The organism is Secundilactobacillus malefermentans, from assembly GCF_008033155.1.
GTDB classification, from domain to species: Bacteria; Bacillota; Bacilli; order Lactobacillales; family Lactobacillaceae; genus Secundilactobacillus; species Secundilactobacillus malefermentans.
In genome coordinates this window covers 274,204-293,393 of sequence record NZ_CP042371.1, presented here as the reverse complement: position 1 = coordinate 293,393, position 19,190 = coordinate 274,204, and the positions used below count along the sequence as shown (strand labels likewise).

The 19,190-nt window shown below is 39.9% G+C and carries 20 protein-coding genes and 1 tRNA gene; 14 read left to right on the top strand and 7 right to left on the bottom strand.

Features of this window, described 5'->3' with window-relative positions; translation table 11 throughout:
• Window positions 1–14: 14 nt before the first annotated feature.
• From FGL90_RS01495 to gnd, 3 genes are all read right to left on the bottom strand, one after another.
• Window positions 15–1,370, bottom strand: a complete 1,356-nt coding sequence (locus FGL90_RS01495) for a gluconate:H+ symporter (protein WP_010619653.1) — start codon at window positions 1,368–1,370, stop codon at window positions 15–17.
• A 120-nt stretch (window positions 1,371–1,490) separates the two neighbouring features.
• On the bottom strand, window positions 1,491–3,050 hold the full coding sequence (gene gntK / locus FGL90_RS01490; RefSeq protein ID WP_010619654.1) for a gluconokinase: 1,560 nt from the start codon (window positions 3,048–3,050) through the stop codon (window positions 1,491–1,493).
• A 53-nt stretch (window positions 3,051–3,103) separates the two neighbouring features.
• Window positions 3,104–4,009 (bottom strand): phosphogluconate dehydrogenase (NAD(+)-dependent, decarboxylating), encoded by a 906-nt coding sequence (gene gnd / locus FGL90_RS01485; protein WP_010619655.1) that lies wholly within the window; start codon window positions 4,007–4,009, stop codon window positions 3,104–3,106.
• A gap of 129 nt (window positions 4,010–4,138) precedes the next feature.
• Between gnd and FGL90_RS01480 the strand changes: the two genes are divergently transcribed.
• Entirely contained in the window at window positions 4,139–4,987 is an 849-nt protein-coding gene (locus FGL90_RS01480; protein WP_010619656.1) for a MurR/RpiR family transcriptional regulator, read from the top strand.
• A 57-nt stretch (window positions 4,988–5,044) separates the two neighbouring features.
• A complete protein-coding gene (locus tag FGL90_RS01475) occupies window positions 5,045–5,821 on the top strand; it encodes a GH25 family lysozyme (RefSeq protein ID WP_147656580.1) in 777 nt (258 codons plus the stop codon).
• A gap of 69 nt (window positions 5,822–5,890) precedes the next feature.
• Here the strand turns inward: FGL90_RS01475 and FGL90_RS01470 are convergent, their stop codons facing one another.
• Entirely contained in the window at window positions 5,891–6,262 is a 372-nt protein-coding gene (locus tag FGL90_RS01470; protein ID WP_010619658.1) for a DUF4828 domain-containing protein, read from the bottom strand.
• A 172-nt stretch (window positions 6,263–6,434) separates the two neighbouring features.
• On the opposite strand from FGL90_RS01470, the gene FGL90_RS01465 reads away from it, so the two are divergent.
• The 7 genes from FGL90_RS01465 (at window position 6,435) to map (ending at window position 12,031) form a co-directional block, all read left to right on the top strand.
• The gene (locus FGL90_RS01465; RefSeq protein ID WP_147656578.1) at window positions 6,435–7,430 is read left to right on the top strand and encodes a Gfo/Idh/MocA family protein; all 996 of its coding nucleotides are present in this window, start codon (window positions 6,435–6,437) and stop codon (window positions 7,428–7,430) included.
• 16 nt (window positions 7,431–7,446) lie between these two features.
• A complete protein-coding gene (locus FGL90_RS01460; RefSeq protein ID WP_147656577.1) occupies window positions 7,447–8,763 on the top strand; it encodes a DEAD/DEAH box helicase in 1,317 nt (438 codons plus the stop codon).
• Window positions 8,764–8,812: 49 nt separating this feature from the next.
• Window positions 8,813–8,885: transfer RNA gene (locus tag FGL90_RS01455), tRNA-Arg, on the top strand.
• A 130-nt stretch (window positions 8,886–9,015) separates the two neighbouring features.
• Complete coding sequence (locus FGL90_RS01450) at window positions 9,016–9,468, top strand: universal stress protein (RefSeq protein WP_010619661.1); 453 nt, start codon at window positions 9,016–9,018, stop codon at window positions 9,466–9,468.
• A gap of 265 nt (window positions 9,469–9,733) precedes the next feature.
• Entirely contained in the window at window positions 9,734–10,474 is a 741-nt protein-coding gene (locus FGL90_RS01445; protein WP_147656575.1) for a matrixin family metalloprotease, read from the top strand.
• A 266-nt stretch (window positions 10,475–10,740) separates the two neighbouring features.
• Complete coding sequence (locus tag FGL90_RS01440) at window positions 10,741–11,220, top strand: helix-turn-helix domain-containing protein (protein ID WP_010619664.1); 480 nt, start codon at window positions 10,741–10,743, stop codon at window positions 11,218–11,220.
• A 22-nt stretch (window positions 11,221–11,242) separates the two neighbouring features.
• The gene (gene map, locus FGL90_RS01435) at window positions 11,243–12,031 is read left to right on the top strand and encodes a type I methionyl aminopeptidase (RefSeq protein ID WP_010619665.1); all 789 of its coding nucleotides are present in this window, start codon (window positions 11,243–11,245) and stop codon (window positions 12,029–12,031) included.
• A 24-nt stretch (window positions 12,032–12,055) separates the two neighbouring features.
• Here the strand turns inward: map and FGL90_RS01430 are convergent, their stop codons facing one another.
• Both FGL90_RS01430 and FGL90_RS01425 read right to left on the bottom strand, forming a co-directional pair.
• Window positions 12,056–12,466: a GtrA family protein gene (locus FGL90_RS01430; RefSeq protein WP_225423043.1), complete on the bottom strand. Its 411-nt coding sequence runs from the start codon at window positions 12,464–12,466 to the stop codon at window positions 12,056–12,058.
• Between the two features lie 10 nt (window positions 12,467–12,476).
• Window positions 12,477–13,418 carry a glycosyltransferase family 2 protein gene (locus FGL90_RS01425; RefSeq protein WP_010619667.1) on the bottom strand — a complete coding sequence of 314 codons (942 nt, stop codon included), beginning with the start codon at window positions 13,416–13,418 and terminating at the stop codon, window positions 12,477–12,479.
• 203 nt (window positions 13,419–13,621) lie between these two features.
• Between FGL90_RS01425 and wecB the strand changes: the two genes are divergently transcribed.
• Together wecB and FGL90_RS01415 are read left to right on the top strand one after the other, a co-directional pair.
• Entirely contained in the window at window positions 13,622–14,734 is a 1,113-nt protein-coding gene (gene wecB, locus FGL90_RS01420; protein WP_162097564.1) for a non-hydrolyzing UDP-N-acetylglucosamine 2-epimerase, read from the top strand.
• A 15-nt stretch (window positions 14,735–14,749) separates the two neighbouring features.
• Window positions 14,750–15,751, top strand: a complete 1,002-nt coding sequence (locus FGL90_RS01415; RefSeq protein WP_147656573.1) for a YihY/virulence factor BrkB family protein — start codon at window positions 14,750–14,752, stop codon at window positions 15,749–15,751.
• Here FGL90_RS01415 and FGL90_RS01410 read toward each other — a convergent pair.
• Complete coding sequence (locus FGL90_RS01410; protein ID WP_147656571.1) at window positions 15,748–16,194, bottom strand: flavodoxin; 447 nt, start codon at window positions 16,192–16,194, stop codon at window positions 15,748–15,750. The genes FGL90_RS01415 and FGL90_RS01410 overlap by 4 nt on opposite strands.
• Window positions 16,195–16,288: 94 nt before the next feature.
• On the opposite strand from FGL90_RS01410, the gene recX reads away from it, so the two are divergent.
• The 3 genes from recX to FGL90_RS01395 all read left to right on the top strand — a co-directional run bounded on the left by recX (window position 16,289) and on the right by FGL90_RS01395 (window position 19,125).
• Window positions 16,289–17,092: a recombination regulator RecX gene (gene recX, locus FGL90_RS01405; RefSeq protein WP_147656569.1), complete on the top strand. Its 804-nt coding sequence runs from the start codon at window positions 16,289–16,291 to the stop codon at window positions 17,090–17,092.
• An 85-nt stretch (window positions 17,093–17,177) separates the two neighbouring features.
• The gene (ntdP, locus tag FGL90_RS01400) at window positions 17,178–17,726 is read left to right on the top strand and encodes a nucleoside tri-diphosphate phosphatase (RefSeq protein WP_147657871.1); all 549 of its coding nucleotides are present in this window, start codon (window positions 17,178–17,180) and stop codon (window positions 17,724–17,726) included.
• 253 nt (window positions 17,727–17,979) lie between these two features.
• A complete protein-coding gene (locus FGL90_RS01395) occupies window positions 17,980–19,125 on the top strand; it encodes an AI-2E family transporter (RefSeq protein ID WP_187240425.1) in 1,146 nt (381 codons plus the stop codon).
• Window positions 19,126–19,190 lie beyond the last annotated feature (65 nt).

Below are 19,190 nucleotides of genomic sequence, written 5' to 3'. Positions count from 1 at the left end.
TAATAGATTAACTTTTAATGGAAGAACATGTTTAAAATCATAACGATAATGATACCGACGACAGAAATCACTGTTTCTAGTACGGTCCAGATGGAAAGAGTTTGTTTGATGGTTAAATCAAAGTATTCTCTGAACATCCAGAAACCGGCATCGTTAACGTGAGATGCAGCAAGTGAACCGGCACCGATGGCAAGAACCATCAGAGCTGGATCTACACCAGATTGTGCCATTAATGGAGCAACAATCCCGGCAGCTGTTAATGCTGACACAGTTGCTGAACCAAGCGCAACACGGAGGACAACGGCGACTAACCAACCAAGAATTAGTGGTGACATTCCTGAGTTAGTGAAGATCTTGGCAACTTCATTACCAACACCACCATCAATTAGGACTTGCTTGAAGGCACCACCACCACCAATAACCAAGAGAAGCATGGCGATTGATTTAACGGCGTTTTCTAGTGAAGCCATGATGTCAGTCGTTGCACGACCACGACCCCAGCCCATTGTGAACATTGCGAACACAAGTGAGATAAGCATGGCGATACTTGGTGATCCAATCAAACTAATGATTTGGTCAACCATTGTTGGATCTTTTGGTGTTTCTCCACCATTGACAGCCATTGAATAGATGGTTGTAATTGCCATCAAAATAACTGGGAAGAGGGAAGTTAACACTGAGATACCAAATGAAGGCGCTTCTTCTTTAGTGAAGGTTTTCATTTCACCAAATGAGCTGAGGTTACCCTTTTGCTCAAAAGCTGATGGTGCAAATTTTTGAGCTAACTTAGTGAAGAGTGGACCAGCGACATAAGCGGCTGGAATTGCGACAACTAAACCAAAGATAAGGACTTTACCAGTGTTTGCGTTCAATGCTGCTGAAATAGCAACTGGCGCTGGATGAGGTGGTAAGAATCCGTGAGTAACTGATAAAGCAGCTGCCATTGAAATACCTAGGTAAAGAATTGGTACGCCGGCTTCAAGAGCGATTGCGAAGACGATAGGAATCAAGAGAACCATACCAACTTCGAAGAATAAGGCGATACCAATGATAAATGAGGCAAGCATGATGGCTAGTTGAAGCCGTTTGCGACCAAATTTATCAATTAAGGTAGTTGCGATGGTGTGAGCACCACCAGCATCAGCAACCAATCGACCAAGCATAGCACCAAAACCAAAGACTAGTGATAATTCACCAAGTTGGCTTCCAATACCATCTTGAATACTGGTTGCAATTTTAGTCATGTCCATACCAAGAAGAAGGGCGGTAAGAACGGACGTAAGAATTAAAGCAACGAATGTGTTTACTTTAAAGCGAATGATTAACAAAAGTAGAAATACGACACCGATAACGAGTGCAAGAATTGCCATGAGATAGTAAGCCCTTTCATTGTTTATTTATAAAGTAGTGACTCGGATGAGCCACTAGCTTTAAGACCTTTTTAATATACGCCTTTTTTTGAGAAAGGCAAGTGAATAAGTTTTGAATAACTAGTCGTCATTCTGATTTTGCTTTTTTTGTTCCTCATTACGCTGAAATTCAGCAATATTCTTGTATTCAGTCTGAAGTAAACGACTAAGACGAATATAAATTGGAACCAATGTCCGATATGCTTCAAATGTTTCTGGATTAGGATGGTGGACATTTGTAACCCCAACGAACTTCTTAACTTCGCTTAGGTCATCAATGATTCCCAAACTATACATACCCAAGACAGCGGCGCCTAAAGCAGTTCCCTCGAAACTCTCGGGAATAGTCACGTCCTGTTCAAAGATATCAGCCAACATTTGACGCCAAAGAGCTGATCGTGCAAAACCACCGGTAGCTTGGATACTCTTGGGTTTTCCAACGACTTCCTCTAACGCCAACATAACGGTGTAAAGATTGTAAACAATTCCTTCTAGCGCAGCGCGAACCATATGAGCACGTGTATGAGTTCTAGTTAGACCGAAGAATGAGCCTCGTGCATTTGCATCCCAAATTGGGGCACGTTCGCCACCTAAGAATGGGTGGAAAATCAAACCATCAGAACCAGCTGGAATTTTTTCTGCAATTTGCGTTAACAAATCGTATGAATCAATTTGCATTTGTTCAGCGGTAATCTTTTCTGGTGCAAATAGTTGATCTCTAACCCAACGGAAGACAATTCCTCCATTGTTGACTGGACCACCAACCACCCATTTGTTAGGGGCAAGATAGTAACAGAAAACACGGGCCTTTGGATCAATGCGAGGCTTGTCGGTAATAACCCGAACGGCGCCTGAAGTACCAATGGTAACTGCGACGACACCAGGGTCGATTGCATTTACGCCAAGGTTAGAAAGAGGACCGTCAGTCGCACCCATAATGAATGGGACGTCTTTTTCGATGCCAATTACTCGTGCATATTCATCACGTAAGCCAACCATCTTATCAGTGGTGTCCACTAATTCAGGTAGTTGATCACGAGTTACACCAGCAACTTCTAGCGCTTGGTCATCCCAATCCATATTGAAGATGTTGAACATCCCTGTTGCATTAGCAGTTGAATACTCTTCTTTGAGTTGTCCAAACAACTTATAAAGAACGTATTCCTTTATTCCAACGAACCATGAAGCTTTCTTAAATAAATCAGGTTGGTCATTTCTGAGCCAGATTAATTTAGAAAGTGGTGTCATTGGGTGAATCGGTGTTCCAGTCTTTTCGTAAAGCTGTTTACCAACGCCATTTTCACGTAATTCATCAGCATACTTAACGGCTCGATTGTCCGCCCAAGTGATAGCTCGCGTTAATGGTTTGTAGTTTTCATCCAGTAGAATCAAACTATGCATGGCAGCTGAGAAAGAAACACCTTTTAATGTTCCAGTCTTCAGGTCAGCTTTTCTTAAAACGGCTGTTAAACCATCCAGAACGCCGGAGAAGATCTCTTCTGGATCTTCTTCAGCCATATCTGGTTGATCTTGATAGAGGGGATAGAGGTTATTGGAGTAGCCTAATACCTTACCCGCAGTATCATAAAGTACTGTTTTGACACTGGTTGTTCCAATGTCAATACCAATCATGTAATCCAATTGATTTACCCCTTTTCAAATAGTGCGTATAACCTAAGGTCAATTTAAGTTAATTATTTACCAGGTTTGTCCATTGCGTGTCCACCGAAGCCGTTACGAAGGGCTGCAACAACCTTACCAGTGAATGTGTCATCTTGCATTGAACGGTAACGAGTCATCAAAGCCATTGCAATAACTGGCGTTGGAACCTTGTGGCTAAGTGCTTCTTCAAGTGTCCAAGCACCTTCACCAGATGAGTGCATACGACCAGCAATTTGTTCAAGTTCTGGATCTTTAGCAAATGCTTCTTCTGCTAATTCCATGAGCCATCCACGAATAACTGAACCATGGCTCCAAACCTTTGCAACTGCTTCGTTGTCGTAGTCAAAATCGCTTGCTTCAAGAACTTCAAAACCTTCAGCGATAGCTTGCATTTCACCATATTCGATACCGTTATGAACCATCTTAAGGTAGTGGCCTGAAGCAGCACGGCCAGTGTAAAGGTAACCGTCTTCTTCGGAAATATCTTCATATAATGGGCGAATTGTTTCAAATGCTTCCTTGTTGTCGCCACCAATCATGAAGTTACCGTGTGAACGAGCGCCTTCCATACCACCAGATGTACCAGAATCAAAGAAAATAATGTCCTTGTTCTTTAATAATTCGTTGTGACGAAGTGAGTCCTTGTAGAATGAGTTACCGCCATCGATTAAGATGTCACCGGCACCCAATAAGTTGCTTAAATCTTCGATAGTTGAATCGGTTGGTTTGCCAGCAGGTACCATAACCCAAACAATCTTTGGTGATGGTAATTTGGAAACCATGTCTTTCAAACTGTCGGCGCCTTCAGCACCTGCAGCAACTGCTTCTTTAACGTTGTCTTGACTTAAATCAAAACCAACGATTTCGTGGTTGTGATCCATTGCATTCTTTGCAAGGTTCAAACCCATTTTTCCTAAACCAACTAATCCTAGCTTCATTATTAATAACGCTCCTTAGCAAAAATTTAGTAACGAAACTATTATATGAAAATACTTTTCACATTTCAAGTGTTTTAGTGTAAAATATTTACAAAATGAAAAAAAGTATCAATTGGGGGATACATAATCATGCATTCAACGTTAAGTAATATTCGCTCCTATTTTCCGAATTTAAGTCAAACGGATCGAAAAATAGCTAACTATGTTTTGAAAAATCCAAATAAGTCTGGCCGAGAAACCATCAAGAGTTTGGCGGCCACAGTAGGCGTCTCAACCGCTTCTATTTCAAGATTTGTGAAACGAGTGGGCTATCATAATTTTCGTGAGTTTTCAGTTGAACTTGCCCAGATTGAGACAAATTCAACGAGTGGTCAGACAATCTTCAAAGAAATTGACAGGGGGGATTCCCTTGCAACAATTACTCAGAAGACATTTCATTCACAAATCAGTGCGCTTGAGTCGACACAGGCTGCCCTTAAAGAATCTGAATTGGCCCGTGCTGTCCTAAAAATTATTAAATCAAAACAACTAAACTTTTTTGGCCTTGGCGCCTCATCTATCGTTGCCTTAGATGGCTATCATAAATTTTTAAGAACCTCTTTAAATTGCGTTTTCCATCCTGACTATGATATTCAATTGATGCAAGCAGCCAGAATGAACGAGGATGATTGTGCCATCGTTATTTCCCATTCAGGAGAAAATCATGAGACCTTGTTACTCGTTGAAACACTAAAGGAACAGGGAACCCCGATAATCGGGATTACAAGCTTCGCTAATTCAACCTTGGCAAATGAGGCGGATGTAACCTTACTATCATTAGCAGAGGAAGTTAACTATCGATCTGAAGGAATGTATTCTTTAATTGCCCAAATGACAATTATGGATACGCTCTTCATGATGTCGGCCGTTCGAATTTCTCATGATATGGAAGGCGTCATGAAGTCCGTTCATGATGTTATTGAGAAAACGCGTCATTAAAGTGATCCGTGTTAAAATAGGATAGAGCAAAGATGTTTCGGGGGGTGAGTGTCGTTTATGGGCAAGAAAGTTCAACCTATATATGAATCAACGTATCGTCATCGAAGTACACGTCGTAGAACACGGATTTTGACAGTTCTGATTCTTCTAATTATTTTGATTGGTGGATTTTGGCTGTTTCAAAAGCACCAGAATAAGCAGTTGAGTCACTATCCAGTAAAGGGAGTGACGTTAAGTCAGGATGACGGCTATATTGATTTTCACCAGCTGGCACAAAAAGGTGTTAAATTTACCTATCTCAGAGCAAGTTCAGGAGCAAGCTTCATTGATGACCAATTTAGTAATTCATTTAGCCAGTCTCAAGGAACGGATTTGAAAATTGGCGTTTACCACATGTTCAGTTTTTCCAGTTCTGCATCAGCCCAATACGTAAACTTTCGTCGGGCAATCGGAAAGTCGGATGGCGTCCTTCCAATAGCTCTGCAAGTCAGCTATTATGGTTCGTATTCTGAAAACAGCATTAATCAATCGGCCCAACAGGTAAAATTAAAAAAACTGGCTAACCTCATTTCTACTCATTACCAGAGAAGTGTTGTTATTTGGACCACTGACTCAATTTGGCACACATGGGTGAAGGCAAGCGTTCCAAAGGCAGCCTTCTGGATGGCGGATGGCAAGTTAAAACGGACGAATGATCGGATGCCATTTATTGAATATAATCCCAAAGGCAAAATGACGTTAAGTGGCAGTGAACAACAGGTGTCACAGAGTGTCTTTACTGGCAATCAGAAGCAGTGGCGTAACTATCTAAATGCAATTACGAATACTAAATAAACAGAAAAAGCAGGCGTCTCGGATAAAGGTTACTTTATCCAGGGCTCCTGCTTTTCGAACGGTTTTATTTTATTTATCTGCAATCAAGATTAAATAATCCTGATTATCGGCTTCATCAAATAGGTGAGTGGGCTGCTTGTCATTTGCGGTTAAAACCAAGCGGTAACCGAACTTATCGATGAAGATTAACGATTCCTTTGTCATACTTTTCACGGTAACCTGCAATGGCTGGTGATCAATCTTCACCGACATGTCAGGACTAATTTCGAGTTGGTGGATACGATTATGTTGATCATCCACGTAACGCCAGGTTCCTGAATAAAATAGTGGGGAGACATCATCAGTTAGTGGTTCTTTCACGTGAGAACGATCACGTTTGGATAGGCGGCGTTTGAACTGGTCAAACAATCCGTGCCGTAATCCGTCATTATTGTTGTTCATATGATCATCCTCCCCTACAGAGCCAACTCTTCCACGTCAACTATAACATGATTATTTGACTGAGAATAGCAAACGGATTGTAAATTACTGTGAAAATGGTTTAAATACACTTTAGGTAAATTAACTGTTATCATGAAGTTAACGATTGTTAGCTAATTGGAGGGCATATTAAATGTTAAAATTAGGTATTATTGGGACAAATTGGATTACGCAACAATTTGTAGAAGCGGCAGCTGAAACAAAGCGGTATGAACTGGTTAGCGTCTACTCAAGAACGTTAGCAAAGGCCAAAGATTTTGGCGAAAAAAATGGCGCAACAAAATTCTATGATGATTTGGCTGAGTTCTTTAAATCGGACACGTTTGATACAGTTTACATTGCCTCACCAAATAGTCTTCATTTTGCACAGGCAAAGCTGGCCATAGACCACGGGAAAAACATTATAGTAGAAAAACCTGCGTTTACAAACCAAAAGCAAATGCAGAAAATTCAAGAACTATTAACTAAAAATCCCAGTGCTCACCTACTTGAAGCTGCGAGAAATGTTCATACGAAGAATTTCAACGCAATCAAAAAACAGGTTGCAGCGATGGATCGCATCCAAGGAGCCAGTTTCACTTATATGAAGTATTCTTCTAGATATGATCAAGTCTTGGCTGGTGAAACGCCAAATATCTTCACCCTTAAATTTGCCGGTGGCGCCTTACAAGATCTTGGTGTGTATACAGCATATGATGCAATTGCACTATTTGGGATGCCTGATGATGTTGCCTACTATCCACAGTTTATTAGTACTCAGGTTGACGGAAAGGGAACGGCAATCCTTCGATATCCCGAATTTGATGTAACCTTAAACTTCGGTAAGATTACCAATTCATTTGCTAGTTCAGAAATTTATGGGATGAAGGATACGATTGTCATTGACGATGCCGGCGAGTTAACGGACGTCCAATACCACGATGAAGATGGTAAGGTGACACAAATTGGTGACACGCCTGAAGGCAATCCAATGGTTGATGAAGCTAATGACTTTGCGGAGATATTAGAGGCGCCAGAAGCACCAAAGAATCGAGAAAACTATGAAAAATGGTTAAGTTTAAGTATTAACGTTAATAAAGTACTATTTAATTTACGTCAATCTGGTAAACTAGAATTTCCAGATGATTAATGATCGGAGCATATGAATGTTAGAACAATTTAAGGAACAATTTGAAAAACGCGGGTATGAAAAGCCAACTGCAATTCAGGAGGCTGTGTTTGAACCAATGAGTCAACATAAGAGTGTGTTAGGACTTGCACCAACGGGCTCTGGAAAAACGGTTGCCTTTATTTTACCCATTTTAGGTGAAGTGGTACCGGGGGATGGCAGTCAAATTTTGATTCTTTCACCCTCTCAAGAATTAGCAATGCAAACGACGAGTGTCATTCGTGATTGGGCGAAGTCGTACGATGTTAAGGTGCTGGCGCTAACCGGTGGTGCGAATGTTAAACGCCAAATGGAGCAACTGAGAAAACGGCCAGAAATCATTATTGGTACGCCAGGTCGAGTTCTTAACTTGGTGGAGGACCGTAAATTAAAACTGCACCTAATGCAGACGATTATTATCGATGAGGCTGACGATTTATTAGCAGGTGAGACGCTAGAGACGGTTAGAAATACAGTTGAACAAGCTCCGGCAGACGTTCAACTAGGTTTCTTCTCGGCCACGGAAACGCCAATCCTGCATGAATTACCAAAGTGGTTTGGTCAAGAGGTGGAAACCTTTGATGTCCGTTTGATAGATGATACTCAGGGACAAGTTGCACATGATTTGCTTCAAATATCACCTAAAAAACGCGTAGAATCACTTAAGAAACTCTCAACGATGGAAAATTTTCGAGCACTTGTTTTCTTCAATGAAATGAGTACGTTAAAGTATGTCGTAAGCCGTTTCCGGCATGAACACGTTGCTTTTGCTGAACTGACAAGTGATGCACGACAGGTACAGCGAGAAAAGGCCCTAAAAGATTTCAGATTAGGCAGGGTCAAATTACTTTTGACGACTGATGTGGCAGCTAGGGGACTAGATATTCCTAAGCTACCGGCAGTTGTGAACTTTGACCTTCCATCAACTCCTAATACCTATGTTCACAGAGCTGGACGAACAGGTCGAATGGGTGAACCAGGGTTAGTGGTTTCAATGGGAGACGATCATGATTTACGTGATTTTCGACACCAAATGGCCAAAAGTGATTACGAATATAAACGAGTTTACTTCTTTAAGAAGGCACTAGTTGAACGAATTCCAGATCAGCCCAAAGCACGAGTTGAGGCCAGCACCACCAACTCAACTTCTACACCAACTGGTCGGGAAACCCATAAAGGGGCAGAGCGTGCTAAGCGAGAACCATATAGCTCTGCTAAAGTAGTTGAAACGCCAATTAAGAAAAAAGGGCACAAAAAGCACCAAAAAAATAAAGGGATGCGGAAGAAGCGTCGTGAACAATCTGACAAAGTGTAGCTTTACTTTCGTCTGAATCCATGCGAAAATATTGTTTGGATTCAGTTTTGTTCCCATAGCACAACTGGATAGGGCACCCGCCTCCTAAGCGGCTGATCCCGGTTCGAGTCCGGGTGGGAACATAAAAGGGCATTACGCAAATACGTAATGCCCTTTTTGGTGGCCTAATCTTGCTAAATTGTAATGTCTGAATGAGAAAGCTGGTATAATAAGCGTAGAGAAAATCACGTCTTAAGAAACGAGGTTGATGACATGTCAGAGATACCAAATTTTGATCCCAAACAAGTCCATAGAATTTTGGTTGGGGTGGATGATTCACCAGATGCTCAATTAGCTTTTAGGTATGCAATGAACAGGGCGAAGCAAGATTCAGCTGAGCTATTTATTTGTTCGGTCTTAGAATCAGATGAAATGAGTGTTTACCAAATCATGAGCAAAGACTATGTTCATGGTAAACGAGGTGACCTTGAAAATCACTTGGAAGATTATCGAAAGTTGGCTGAAGGTTTCGGCGTTGAAAATGTTCGAACCGTCATTGCGGAAGGTGATCCTGGAGAGACAATCGTTAAAAAGGTTATTCCCGCAGTCAATCCGGATTTACTTGTTGTTGGATCCTTGTCCAAGGATGGGGTTCGTAAGTACTTTGGTAGCCAAGCAGCCTATATGGCTAAATACGCACCAATTTCCGTTATGATTGTTAGATAAATACTTGTATAGGAATTCACAAAAAGACAAAATGAAAGCGTTTGTCTTTTTTTGTATGTAATTATTGAAATAATAAGCAATAATTAAAAAAACGCATTGACAAAGTAGAGAATAAACGTATAATAGAAGCCATGCTTGAATTGTCAATTATCTAGGGAAACCACTTTGGTTTATGATTTTATCAACTTAAGTAAAAACGATTGATTAGGGAGTCCGATGAGGGAGCATTGGACTTTCTAGTTATTAAATTAAAGGAAGATTTTTCTTGATAAAAAGTTTTAACTCCCGAAACGTTACTCGTTTCCTATTTTTGCTGTCTGTTTCCCTAATGAGCCTGATTTTCATTTTTTCAACCCGAGCATCTGCTGCAAACATTGACTTAACTTCATATACTGCCAAAAATCTACTTGTTGAGACACGAGTTGATGCCATTAAAAAGGTAAAATTATCCACTGCTAATCCTGCATTACCAGCAGGAAGTTCCAATCCAAAGATTGATGTTTCAGCTTTAACACCTATGCAGGTCAATCATGGCAGTCATTGGTCAGTACGAAAGATTACGTATAAGTTTGTTGGAATGTCTGGTAAATATAAATCAGCCTATAACTACGCGATAAAGAGCTGGAACAATGTGCACGTTGTTAAGTTTGTATCGAGTGGTTCTGAGAAACCAGATATCTACCTTCGTCAAAAGTCATTGAAGATTTTGGGCGATTATAGTTCTGGAAAAAATGTTATTGGATTAACGTATACATCATATTACAAGTCAAGTGATACGTTAGTTAAGGGTGCAACGAGTTACCTTCTAACGGATAATATTAAGAAGTTTCATATTACAAATGGAAATCTCAGACGCACGGCGATTCACGAGTTAGGTCATGCAATTGGGATGAAGCATAATTCAAAGCGACCATCAATTATGTATCCATATATCAGTAACAAGATATCTATTTCTAGTGGTGATGTGAAGGCCCTTTACAACACTTATCATAACTTATCATATTAATATAACTTTTAAGCAGTGATGAAAATGTCACTGCCTTTTTTTATTTAAGAGACAAAGTAGCTGATCAACATGTCGAAAGTACCGACTGGAGACAAAGAGACAAACATTTTTTATCTCTAAAATTTTTTTAAAATTGATCAAAATGAAAAATGATGCGAGCTGGATGGAGAAGTGTTTTCAAAATAATCATGATAAGTGGTAGAAAGTAACAAGCGATGCATTTTTGTGATATAGTTTTAGGTGAACTGTATGAAAGGATGAGGTCGGTGGACAAATTTGAATACTTCCAAGAAAGCATTGAGAATCCATTAACTGAAATTATCAACGTTCACTCACAGGATGACAATTTTAAGCGTCAATGGCTAGAAATTCATGTCAAAAGTCATGAAGTTCAGCATGCAATTTCTAAACTTTCGCAGATGAGTTTAAAAGTGTTAAGAACAATTGGCGAACAAAAAATTATCAGTGAAAATGAACTTGTTAGTCAATTAGGCTTTGCAGAAGGTGTAATTAATAAATCAGTTAAGATGTTAATGCACGATGAAATTATTAATAAAGTGCAATCAACCGCTCACCGACAAGACGTCCCGTTCCAATTAACAGCGATTGGGCGTGAAATTGTCGCGGCTGAAGCTGAGATGGATGTTATCATTGATAAGCAGCACCGAGAAATGGTCAAAAACTATTCAATGGAAGAGTTAACAATCGTTTCTAAATTTTTGTTGGATTTAAGAAATAATCACTAAATATTTGAGAGAAGGAATCTATTTGATTACGTTAAAATCACCACGAGAAATCGAGGGGATGCGTCGAGCAGGCGCTGTATTAGCCGGGATGCACGTAGCTTTGAGAGATATTATTAAGCCCGGTATTACGAGTTGGGAAATTGAACGGTTTAGTCGAAAGTGGATCAACGAACACCACGCTAAGGCTGAAGAAATGGGCTTTGAAGGCTATAAATATGCCACCTGTGTTAGTATCAATGATGAAATTTGTCACGCTATTCCCAGAAAAGATGTTCTGTTAAAGGATGGCGATTTGGTCAAGGTTGACACAGTTATCAGTGTTGATGGCTATATGGCAGATTCAGCATGGGCCTTCGCTGTTGGAACGCCTAGCGATGAAGTAAAAAGATTGATGAAGGTTACCAAAAAGGCACTGGATTTAGGAATTGAACAAGCCGTTGTCGGTAATCGGATTGGCGATATTGGTGCCGCTATCCAAAAGTATGTTGAAGATGATAACGGTTATGGCGATGTTCGTGAATATGTTGGTCACGGAATTGGACCTACAATGCATGAAGAACCCAACGTTCCTCATTATGGGAATGCCGGTCACGGATTACGATTAAAGGCTGGGATGACGATTACAATTGAACCCATGGTCAACGTGGGTGGCTGGGAAGCCGATGATCCAGATGAAAAGGACGGCTGGACCGTTAGAACCCTTGATGGAAGTTTGAGCTGTCAATATGAGCATACTTTAGTCATTACGGACGATGGTCCCGAAATTCTAACGTCACAGGATCCAGAGTTTTTAGCAAAATATTTAAAATAAAAAAATGAACGCCATTTTTGGCGTTCATTTTTTTGATTTAAAGATAAAATATTTAGAAAAAATGTAATTTGAAGCAATGACAACAACTTGATCCAGAATCTTCACAAGTAATGCATCCCAGCCTAGAAGGGAAATACCAACCGTCATAATTGCTTGATCCAAAACTAATGAAGCAATTCTGAGACCGAAGAAGAGAAATAACTCCTTAAAGACCGCATTCCAATTATCATAGTGAGAATTGAAAACCCAAAGCTTGTTCGTAACGTAGGCAACGATTACAGATGCAAACCAGGCGATGATGTTGGCAATTTGATAGTTCATCACGTAATTGCAAAGGTCGAAAACAACGATGTTGACAAGCGTTGTAATGCCGCCAAAGAAAACGTAAGTAATGATGTCATGGTATTTATACCAAAGTGATTTAAGATTATCCAACATTTCGCCCCTATTTTTGTTCCTTAATAATGTACTTTGGTCGATGCTTTGTTTCTAAGTAAATTTTACTAATATAATTTCCCAAGAGCCCAAGACAGAATAATTGAATACCGCCAAGTAGTAGAACAATTGAAACCAGTGATGCCCAGCCTGCAACCGAACCACCTACGATTAAAGCTCTTAACACAACAAAGATGAGGCCAAATATCGAGAGTAGGAATGATATTGCGCCAATCCATGTGGCTAACTTCAAGGGGACATCAGAAAAATCGATAATTCCTTCAAGTGAATATTCTAGTAGCTGACTCATTGACCAGTGAGTTTTTCCTGCAGCACGTGGCTGGCTTTCGTATTGGATATAAGTGGTCTTGAATCCCACCCACGCGAAAATTCCTTTTGAGAAACGATTGTACTCAGGGAGAGATAACACTGAATTTACCATTTGACGGGTCATTAAGCGGTAATCGCGAGCATTGGGTTCAATCCGAACATTCGAAACCCAGTTAACGACTCGATAAAAAGCACTAGACAGGAAGGCACGAACTTTACCTTGACCAGCTCGGTCATGCTGAATCGTGCCAACACAATCATAGTTTTCAGTTTCAATTAGTTTAATCATTTTTGGAAGTAACTCTGGGGGATCTTGAAGATCAACATCCATAACGGTTACTAGCTCACCAGTGGTAGCAGTTAGGCCTGCCGCAAGAGCTGCTTCTTTTCCAAAATTTCGTGAAAATGAAATAAAATGGACATTTTGAGATTCGCGACTTTGTAAGTCTTGAAGTATTTTTAAAGTGTTGTCCGAGGATCCATCATTTACGAACCAGTATTCTGGCTCATATGGCATGTTTGAGTCATGCATTTGTGTAAAGACTTTTTCAACCTCATTATAAAAGAGGTTAATTGATTCCTCTTCGTTGTAACATGGCACAACGATACTAATGGTACTCATTTGAATCCGCCCCTTTTGTGTTCAATTAACAAACATCATGTCCTATTCTATCCAATATAATATATTTAATAAAGCTAAATGAGAGTAAATTAATGTATTTGAAACTTCTTTGAAGCATTAATGCCAATATTTATGGCGGCAGCCAAATGGTCTCTGAAGATTGGGTCTGCTATAATAAGAGAAAAGACTATAGGAGTTATTTTATAATGGCAATCAAAGTAATGTCCGTTTTTGGGACTCGTCCCGAAGCAATTAAAATGGCACCAATCGTGCTAGAGCTGCAGAAAAATAAAGCTGATTTCATACCGATTACGGTTGTCACGGCACAGCATAGAGAAATGCTGGATCAAGTTCTTGAAATTTTTAAAATTAAACCTGACTATGATTTAAATATTATGAAACCAAATCAGTCACTTAGTCAAATTACCAGCCGAGTGATGTTGAAGCTTGATGACATTCTTGAAACCGAAAAGCCAGATATTGTTTTAGTGCATGGCGATACAACAACGACATTTGCTGCAAGCATTAGTGCCTTTTACCATCAAACAAAGGTGGGACATGTGGAGGCAGGATTACGAACCTGGGATAAGTATTCACCTTATCCTGAAGAAATGAACCGCCAACTGACAGACGTCCTTGCAGATATGTATTTTGCACCAACTGATTTAAGCCGTGCTAATTTGATTAAAGAAAATCACGACGCTCAAAATATTGTGGTCACTGGGAATACAGCGATTGATGCTCTTAAACAAACCGTTTCTGAGTCATACGATCATCCAGTGTTAGGTCAAGTTGCTAAGGGAAACAAACTAATATTGTTGACGATGCATCGGCGAGAAAATCAAGGTGAGCCAATGAGACGGGTTTTCAAGGCTATTCGTCAGGTAGTTGACGAGCATCCAGACGTTGAGGTTGTCTACCCAGTTCATCTAAGTCCAGTAGTTCAAGAAGCTGCAAAGGCAGAGTTAGGCGAAGATCCAAGAATCCACCTGATTGAGCCTTTAGATGTAGTGGATTTTCATAACATGGCAGCCCGAAGCTATTTTATTATGACTGATTCTGGCGGCGTACAGGAAGAAGCACCATCCTTAGGGAAACCTGTTCTTGTTTTACGAGATGAAACCGAACGGCCTGAGGGAGTTGACGCAGGTACGTTAAAATTAGTTGGAACGGATCCTGAAAAAGTTCGATCTGCAATGATGGAATTACTCACAAATCACGAAGTTTATAAAGAGATGGCGGATGCGAAAAATCCGTATGGCGATGGTCATGCTGCAGAGCGAATCTTAGCTGCCATTAAAAAACAATTTAGTTAACGAGAGGAAATTGTCATGTGGGAAAGGGTTAAAAATCAAACGAAGGACCTTATCCAGATTACAATTAAACACTTTAAAATGGCCAACGTGTCTGACTCGTCGGTCGTTTTGGCGTACTATACCTTACTTTCAACCTTACCAATCCTATTGGTGATTGGGAGTATGCTACCGTACTTCAATATTAGCACAAGTCACATCATGTCATACGTTAAGCCAGTTATCCCGACAACGGTTTTCAACACCCTAAAACCAATTGTTGATTCATTTTTAGGGCAGGGGGGTAGTGGCGTTCTGTCGATCGGGATTGTGGTGACACTATGGTCGGCAAGTCGGGCTATTGCGGCGTTTCAACGAACGGTTAATTTAGCGTATGGAATCAAGAAACCAAACGCCATCCTCAATCGGCTAATTTCATTTGTTTGGACGTTACTATTAATTGTTTTTCTATTCTTAATTATGGTGGTCTTCAGTTTTGGACAATTAGCATTAGAAGGGCTCCGAAATTTTGTTGAGATACCGGGCTATATTACGAATACCTTTGCTAACATTAAGTGGCCGTTATCGATGCTAAGTGTGTTTGTGCTGTCCTTACTTCTTTTTTACTTTGTGCCTACCGCGAAAGTAAAGTGGCGTTACGTTTGGCCGGGAGCAATTGTTACGACTACGGGCTGGATTCTGTTGTCACAACTGTTCACCGTTTATCTCCGTTATTTTGCAAGAAGTATTACTGGTTACAAGACTATTGGAACCTTCATTGTATTGATGTTCTGGCTAAATTATCTTGGCGAAATATTGTTGATTGGAGCAGTCATTAATTCAGCGGTTCAGGAGTTGTTTACTGGTCAAATTGAAGAGCAAGATTTAAATTTTTCAAGGCTCATTAATCGAACTCGGGCGCAAACGGTTAAGTTTAGAAGGAATAATCGAAAACAAGCACCCGTTCCGACAAAAAAGAAGCCCATTCAACCTAAGCAGGTTAAACGGACTCCGGTTAAGAAACCACAGAAACGAATCTAGTTAATTTTAGAAGCTAATTCTTTTGTAAAGTGATCAAGGGCGTCAATGTCCTTTTCGTCGGGTTCAAGGTTAATTTTAACGGCATTGCTACCTTGATTTGCGCCGGCTTTTTTAAAGGCGTCCGCAAACTTATCAACTGCAACGTTGTAATCATCTTCATAGAAAACATCACCGGACCCGGCAACGCCAAAAATCTTACCTGAAAGGTCTAATTCCTGTAAGTCTTCGAAGAAGTCCATGCCTTCTTCAGGAAGTGCACCCTCATCGTAAGTGTATGGACAAATAACACAAATATCGACGTCACTAAAGACGGTTACATCTGTTTGAGAAATTTCGGTCTCAGTAACATCGATTCCTAAGTCTTCAAATTGTTCAGTGATAATGTCGGCAACATCTTCGTTATTGCCAGTAATCGTTGCGTATACTACATGTGCAGTTGCCATTTAGTCATCCTCATTCTTTCAATTTCTACGTATGAAGTATAGCAAAAATTTGGTCAATTGTGAATTTTTGGCTATTAATCTAGGAGGGGTTTAGTTGAGCAAGGTTATTTCAAAAATTGAGACGCAAAAACGTAAAGGTAGATATAACGTCTACGTAAATGATAAATATGCCTTTCCAATTAGCGAATCAGTCATGATTAAATTTAGAGTTTTCAAAGGGATGGAATTGACGGATGACTTGATTGCGGAGCTAACCAAGGCGGATGAGGTTTCCAAGGCGTATAATCGAGCACTCGACTACATTGCATCACAACTTAGATCAGAAAAGGAAGTCAGCGATAAGCTTTTGGGAATTGATATTTCACCAGAGGTTATTGAACAGGTTTTAAAAAAACTGCGTGAACAAAATTTTGTAGATGATACGAACTATGCTGAAAGTTATGTTCATACGCAGGTTCGATTGGAAACAAAAGGTCCCAGAACAATAACAACCCATTTGCGTCAAAAAGGAATTGGAGAGATAGATATCGAAAAGGGACTACAAGATTATCCAGAAGAAGTTCAGGTCGAAAATGGACTCAAACTTGGTCAAAAATTAGCTAAGCGGTATGAAAAAAATCCGTTATCAATGATGAATCAGAAGATTCGACAAGGGTTAATGTCGAACGGATTTGGTGGGGATGTCGTTACCCAAATAATGAGTGAACTCGAAGTAAAACCTGATATGGATAAGCAAGCAGAACTCCTTCAAAAGCAAGGGGAGAAAAGCTGGCATCATTTTCGCGGTGAACGCGAGAGAACGCGCATCATGAAAACGAAACAAGCGCTGTTTCGTAAAGGCTTCACAATGGAAGACATTAACGGGTTGATTGAGAAGCTTATTTCTAGCGGCGATTAGCCAAAAAACTACGCAATAATCCGAATATCTGATATAATGTCAAAGAATTGTGAATTACCCGCTATACGCAGAAAGCAGGGTTATGATGGCGCGTGAAGTTAAGGGACCTAGAGAAGGTGACTTTGTAGCTATAAAAAGCTATAAGCACGATGGCAGCTTACATCGAACTTGGCGCGATACGATGGTACTTAAAACAAGTGAAAATGCCATTATTGGGGTAAATGACCATACATTGGTCACCGAAGATGATGGCCGCCGCTGGGTGACTAGAGAGCCCGCAGTCGTCTATTTCCACAAGCACTACTGGTTCAATGTTATTGCGATGATTCGTGATAACGGGATCTCTTATTACTGTAATTTAGCTTCACCATTTGTTCTGGATAAAGAAGCTTTAAAGTATATCGATTACGACTTAGACGTTAAAGTTTTTCCAGACGGTGAGAAGCGGCTATTGGATGCTGATGAGTATGAAGATTTTAGTAAACGTTGGAATTATGGACCCGAGATTGATCGAATTTTAAAGGGCAACGTACTGACGTTGGTCGATTGGATTAATAATAAAAAGGGCCCGTTTTCAGAAGAGTACGTAAATCTATGGTACAAGCGGTATCAAGACCTTTCGCAACATAAGTAAGCTGTCTATTTATATCATTACCTTCAGGTCGGAAAAGCGAGATTTTTATAATCTCGCTTTTTGTTTTGCAAAAATATTCCTATTTTTGAGAGTGATATTAATGATATTTTGGGACTAAATCAGTTAGATTAATTTCCGTATTTTAATGGGTAAGACGAAAAGGTCGCACATTTATAAGATGGGCAACCTTTTTTTCGTGGGAAAAATAAGGTCAGTATTGTATAATAAGCCCTAATTAGTTCAGGAGAGGGGAATGACGTTGTATTCAAGAATAAAAAATTCACCCATGATGTTTTGGTCGTTGGAAATCCTGATTGTTGTGGCAGTTATTTGGGTCTGCACGAAAATTAGTTTCTTATTTGCGCCAATTGGCACATTTTTCCAAGTGGTTTTTATCCCAATTTTGTTAGCAGGAATTTTATATTATTTACTAAGTCCAGTTGTTCGGCTACTCGAAAAAATCAAAATACGAGGAAAACATATTAGCCATACGTGGTCAGTTACCGTTGTATTTCTTGTATTATTAGCTGTTTTGATTCTTGGCTTAGTTTGGCTCTTACCACGATTAATCCAGCAAGTTGCAAACATGATTTCAAATATACCGGCTTTGGCTTCGACAACTCAGGACTTGGTTGAGAAAATGGCCAATCAACCGTGGTTAAAAAATGTTGATTTGAGTCAGTATATGAATGAAGTTGAAAAATCGGCATCCTCTTATGCAAGTAGTTTTTTAAATAAATTAACTGAAAGTATTGGGACTGTTATCAGTACCATTACGAGCTTTGCAGTTGTGGCAATTACGGTACCCGTAATGTTGTTCTACATGTTGAAAGATGGGCATAAGTTTTTACCTTCAATCAAAAAAATAATTCCAACTCGCCATGCGGATCAAACGATTGACCTGCTGTCTAAAATGAGTAAAACGATTTCTAAATACATTGGTGGGCAAATTATTGAGTGCCTATTCGTTGGAACGTTCACGGCCATTGGTTATGTTTTGGTTGGACAAGGGTACGCACTATTACTTGGCGTTTTTGCGGGTATTTGTAACATCATTCCGTATGTTGGGCCCTACATTGGCATTCTACCGGCTTTAATCGTGGCATTTGGAGATAGTACCTTACAAATTCTTTACGTTGTTATCGTTGTTTTAGTTGTGCAGCAAGTGGACGGCAACGTCGTCTATCCAAACATCATTGGAAAGACACTTAAAATTCATCCACTAACGATTATTGTGATATTGCTGGCGGCGGGGAACATTGCTGGTTTAATGGGAATGATATTGGCAATACCGTTGTATGCGGTTGTGAAAGTAATGGTTCAATATTTCTATAACATTTGGCAACTTCAGTCAGAGTCTAGGAAAAGTGAACCTGAAAAGCCTAAAGAAAAAGCATGATTTTTTAAATTTTGTTGACCTTAGAGCTAAATATGCTAGTATTTATGGTGTTGTGATAAGAGTGT

What these genes read in the sequence shown, in the direction of transcription:
- FGL90_RS01450 (WP_010619661.1), top strand. Translation starts at nt 9,016, where the DNA reads ATGTCAGAGATACCAAATTTTGATCCCAAACAAGTCCATAGAATTTTG.
- FGL90_RS01415 (WP_147656573.1), top strand. Translation starts at nt 14,750, where the DNA reads ATGTGGGAAAGGGTTAAAAATCAAACGAAGGACCTTATCCAGATTACA.
- FGL90_RS01475 (WP_147656580.1), top strand. Translation starts at nt 5,045, where the DNA reads ATGGGCAAGAAAGTTCAACCTATATATGAATCAACGTATCGTCATCGA.
- FGL90_RS01495 (WP_010619653.1), bottom strand. Translation starts at nt 1,370, where the DNA reads ATGGCAATTCTTGCACTCGTTATCGGTGTCGTATTTCTACTTTTGTTA.
- ntdP (WP_147657871.1), top strand. Translation starts at nt 17,178, where the DNA reads ATGGCGCGTGAAGTTAAGGGACCTAGAGAAGGTGACTTTGTAGCTATA.
- FGL90_RS01470 (WP_010619658.1), bottom strand. Translation starts at nt 6,262, where the DNA reads ATGAACAACAATAATGACGGATTACGGCACGGATTGTTTGACCAGTTC.
- FGL90_RS01480 (WP_010619656.1), top strand. Translation starts at nt 4,139, where the DNA reads ATGCATTCAACGTTAAGTAATATTCGCTCCTATTTTCCGAATTTAAGT.
- FGL90_RS01460 (WP_147656577.1), top strand. Translation starts at nt 7,447, where the DNA reads ATGTTAGAACAATTTAAGGAACAATTTGAAAAACGCGGGTATGAAAAG.
- FGL90_RS01410 (WP_147656571.1), bottom strand. Translation starts at nt 16,194, where the DNA reads ATGGCAACTGCACATGTAGTATACGCAACGATTACTGGCAATAACGAA.
- FGL90_RS01395 (WP_187240425.1), top strand. Translation starts at nt 17,980, where the DNA reads ATGACGTTGTATTCAAGAATAAAAAATTCACCCATGATGTTTTGGTCG.
- FGL90_RS01425 (WP_010619667.1), bottom strand. Translation starts at nt 13,418, where the DNA reads ATGAGTACCATTAGTATCGTTGTGCCATGTTACAACGAAGAGGAATCA.
- FGL90_RS01465 (WP_147656578.1), top strand. Translation starts at nt 6,435, where the DNA reads ATGTTAAAATTAGGTATTATTGGGACAAATTGGATTACGCAACAATTT.
- gnd (WP_010619655.1), bottom strand. Translation starts at nt 4,009, where the DNA reads ATGAAGCTAGGATTAGTTGGTTTAGGAAAAATGGGTTTGAACCTTGCA.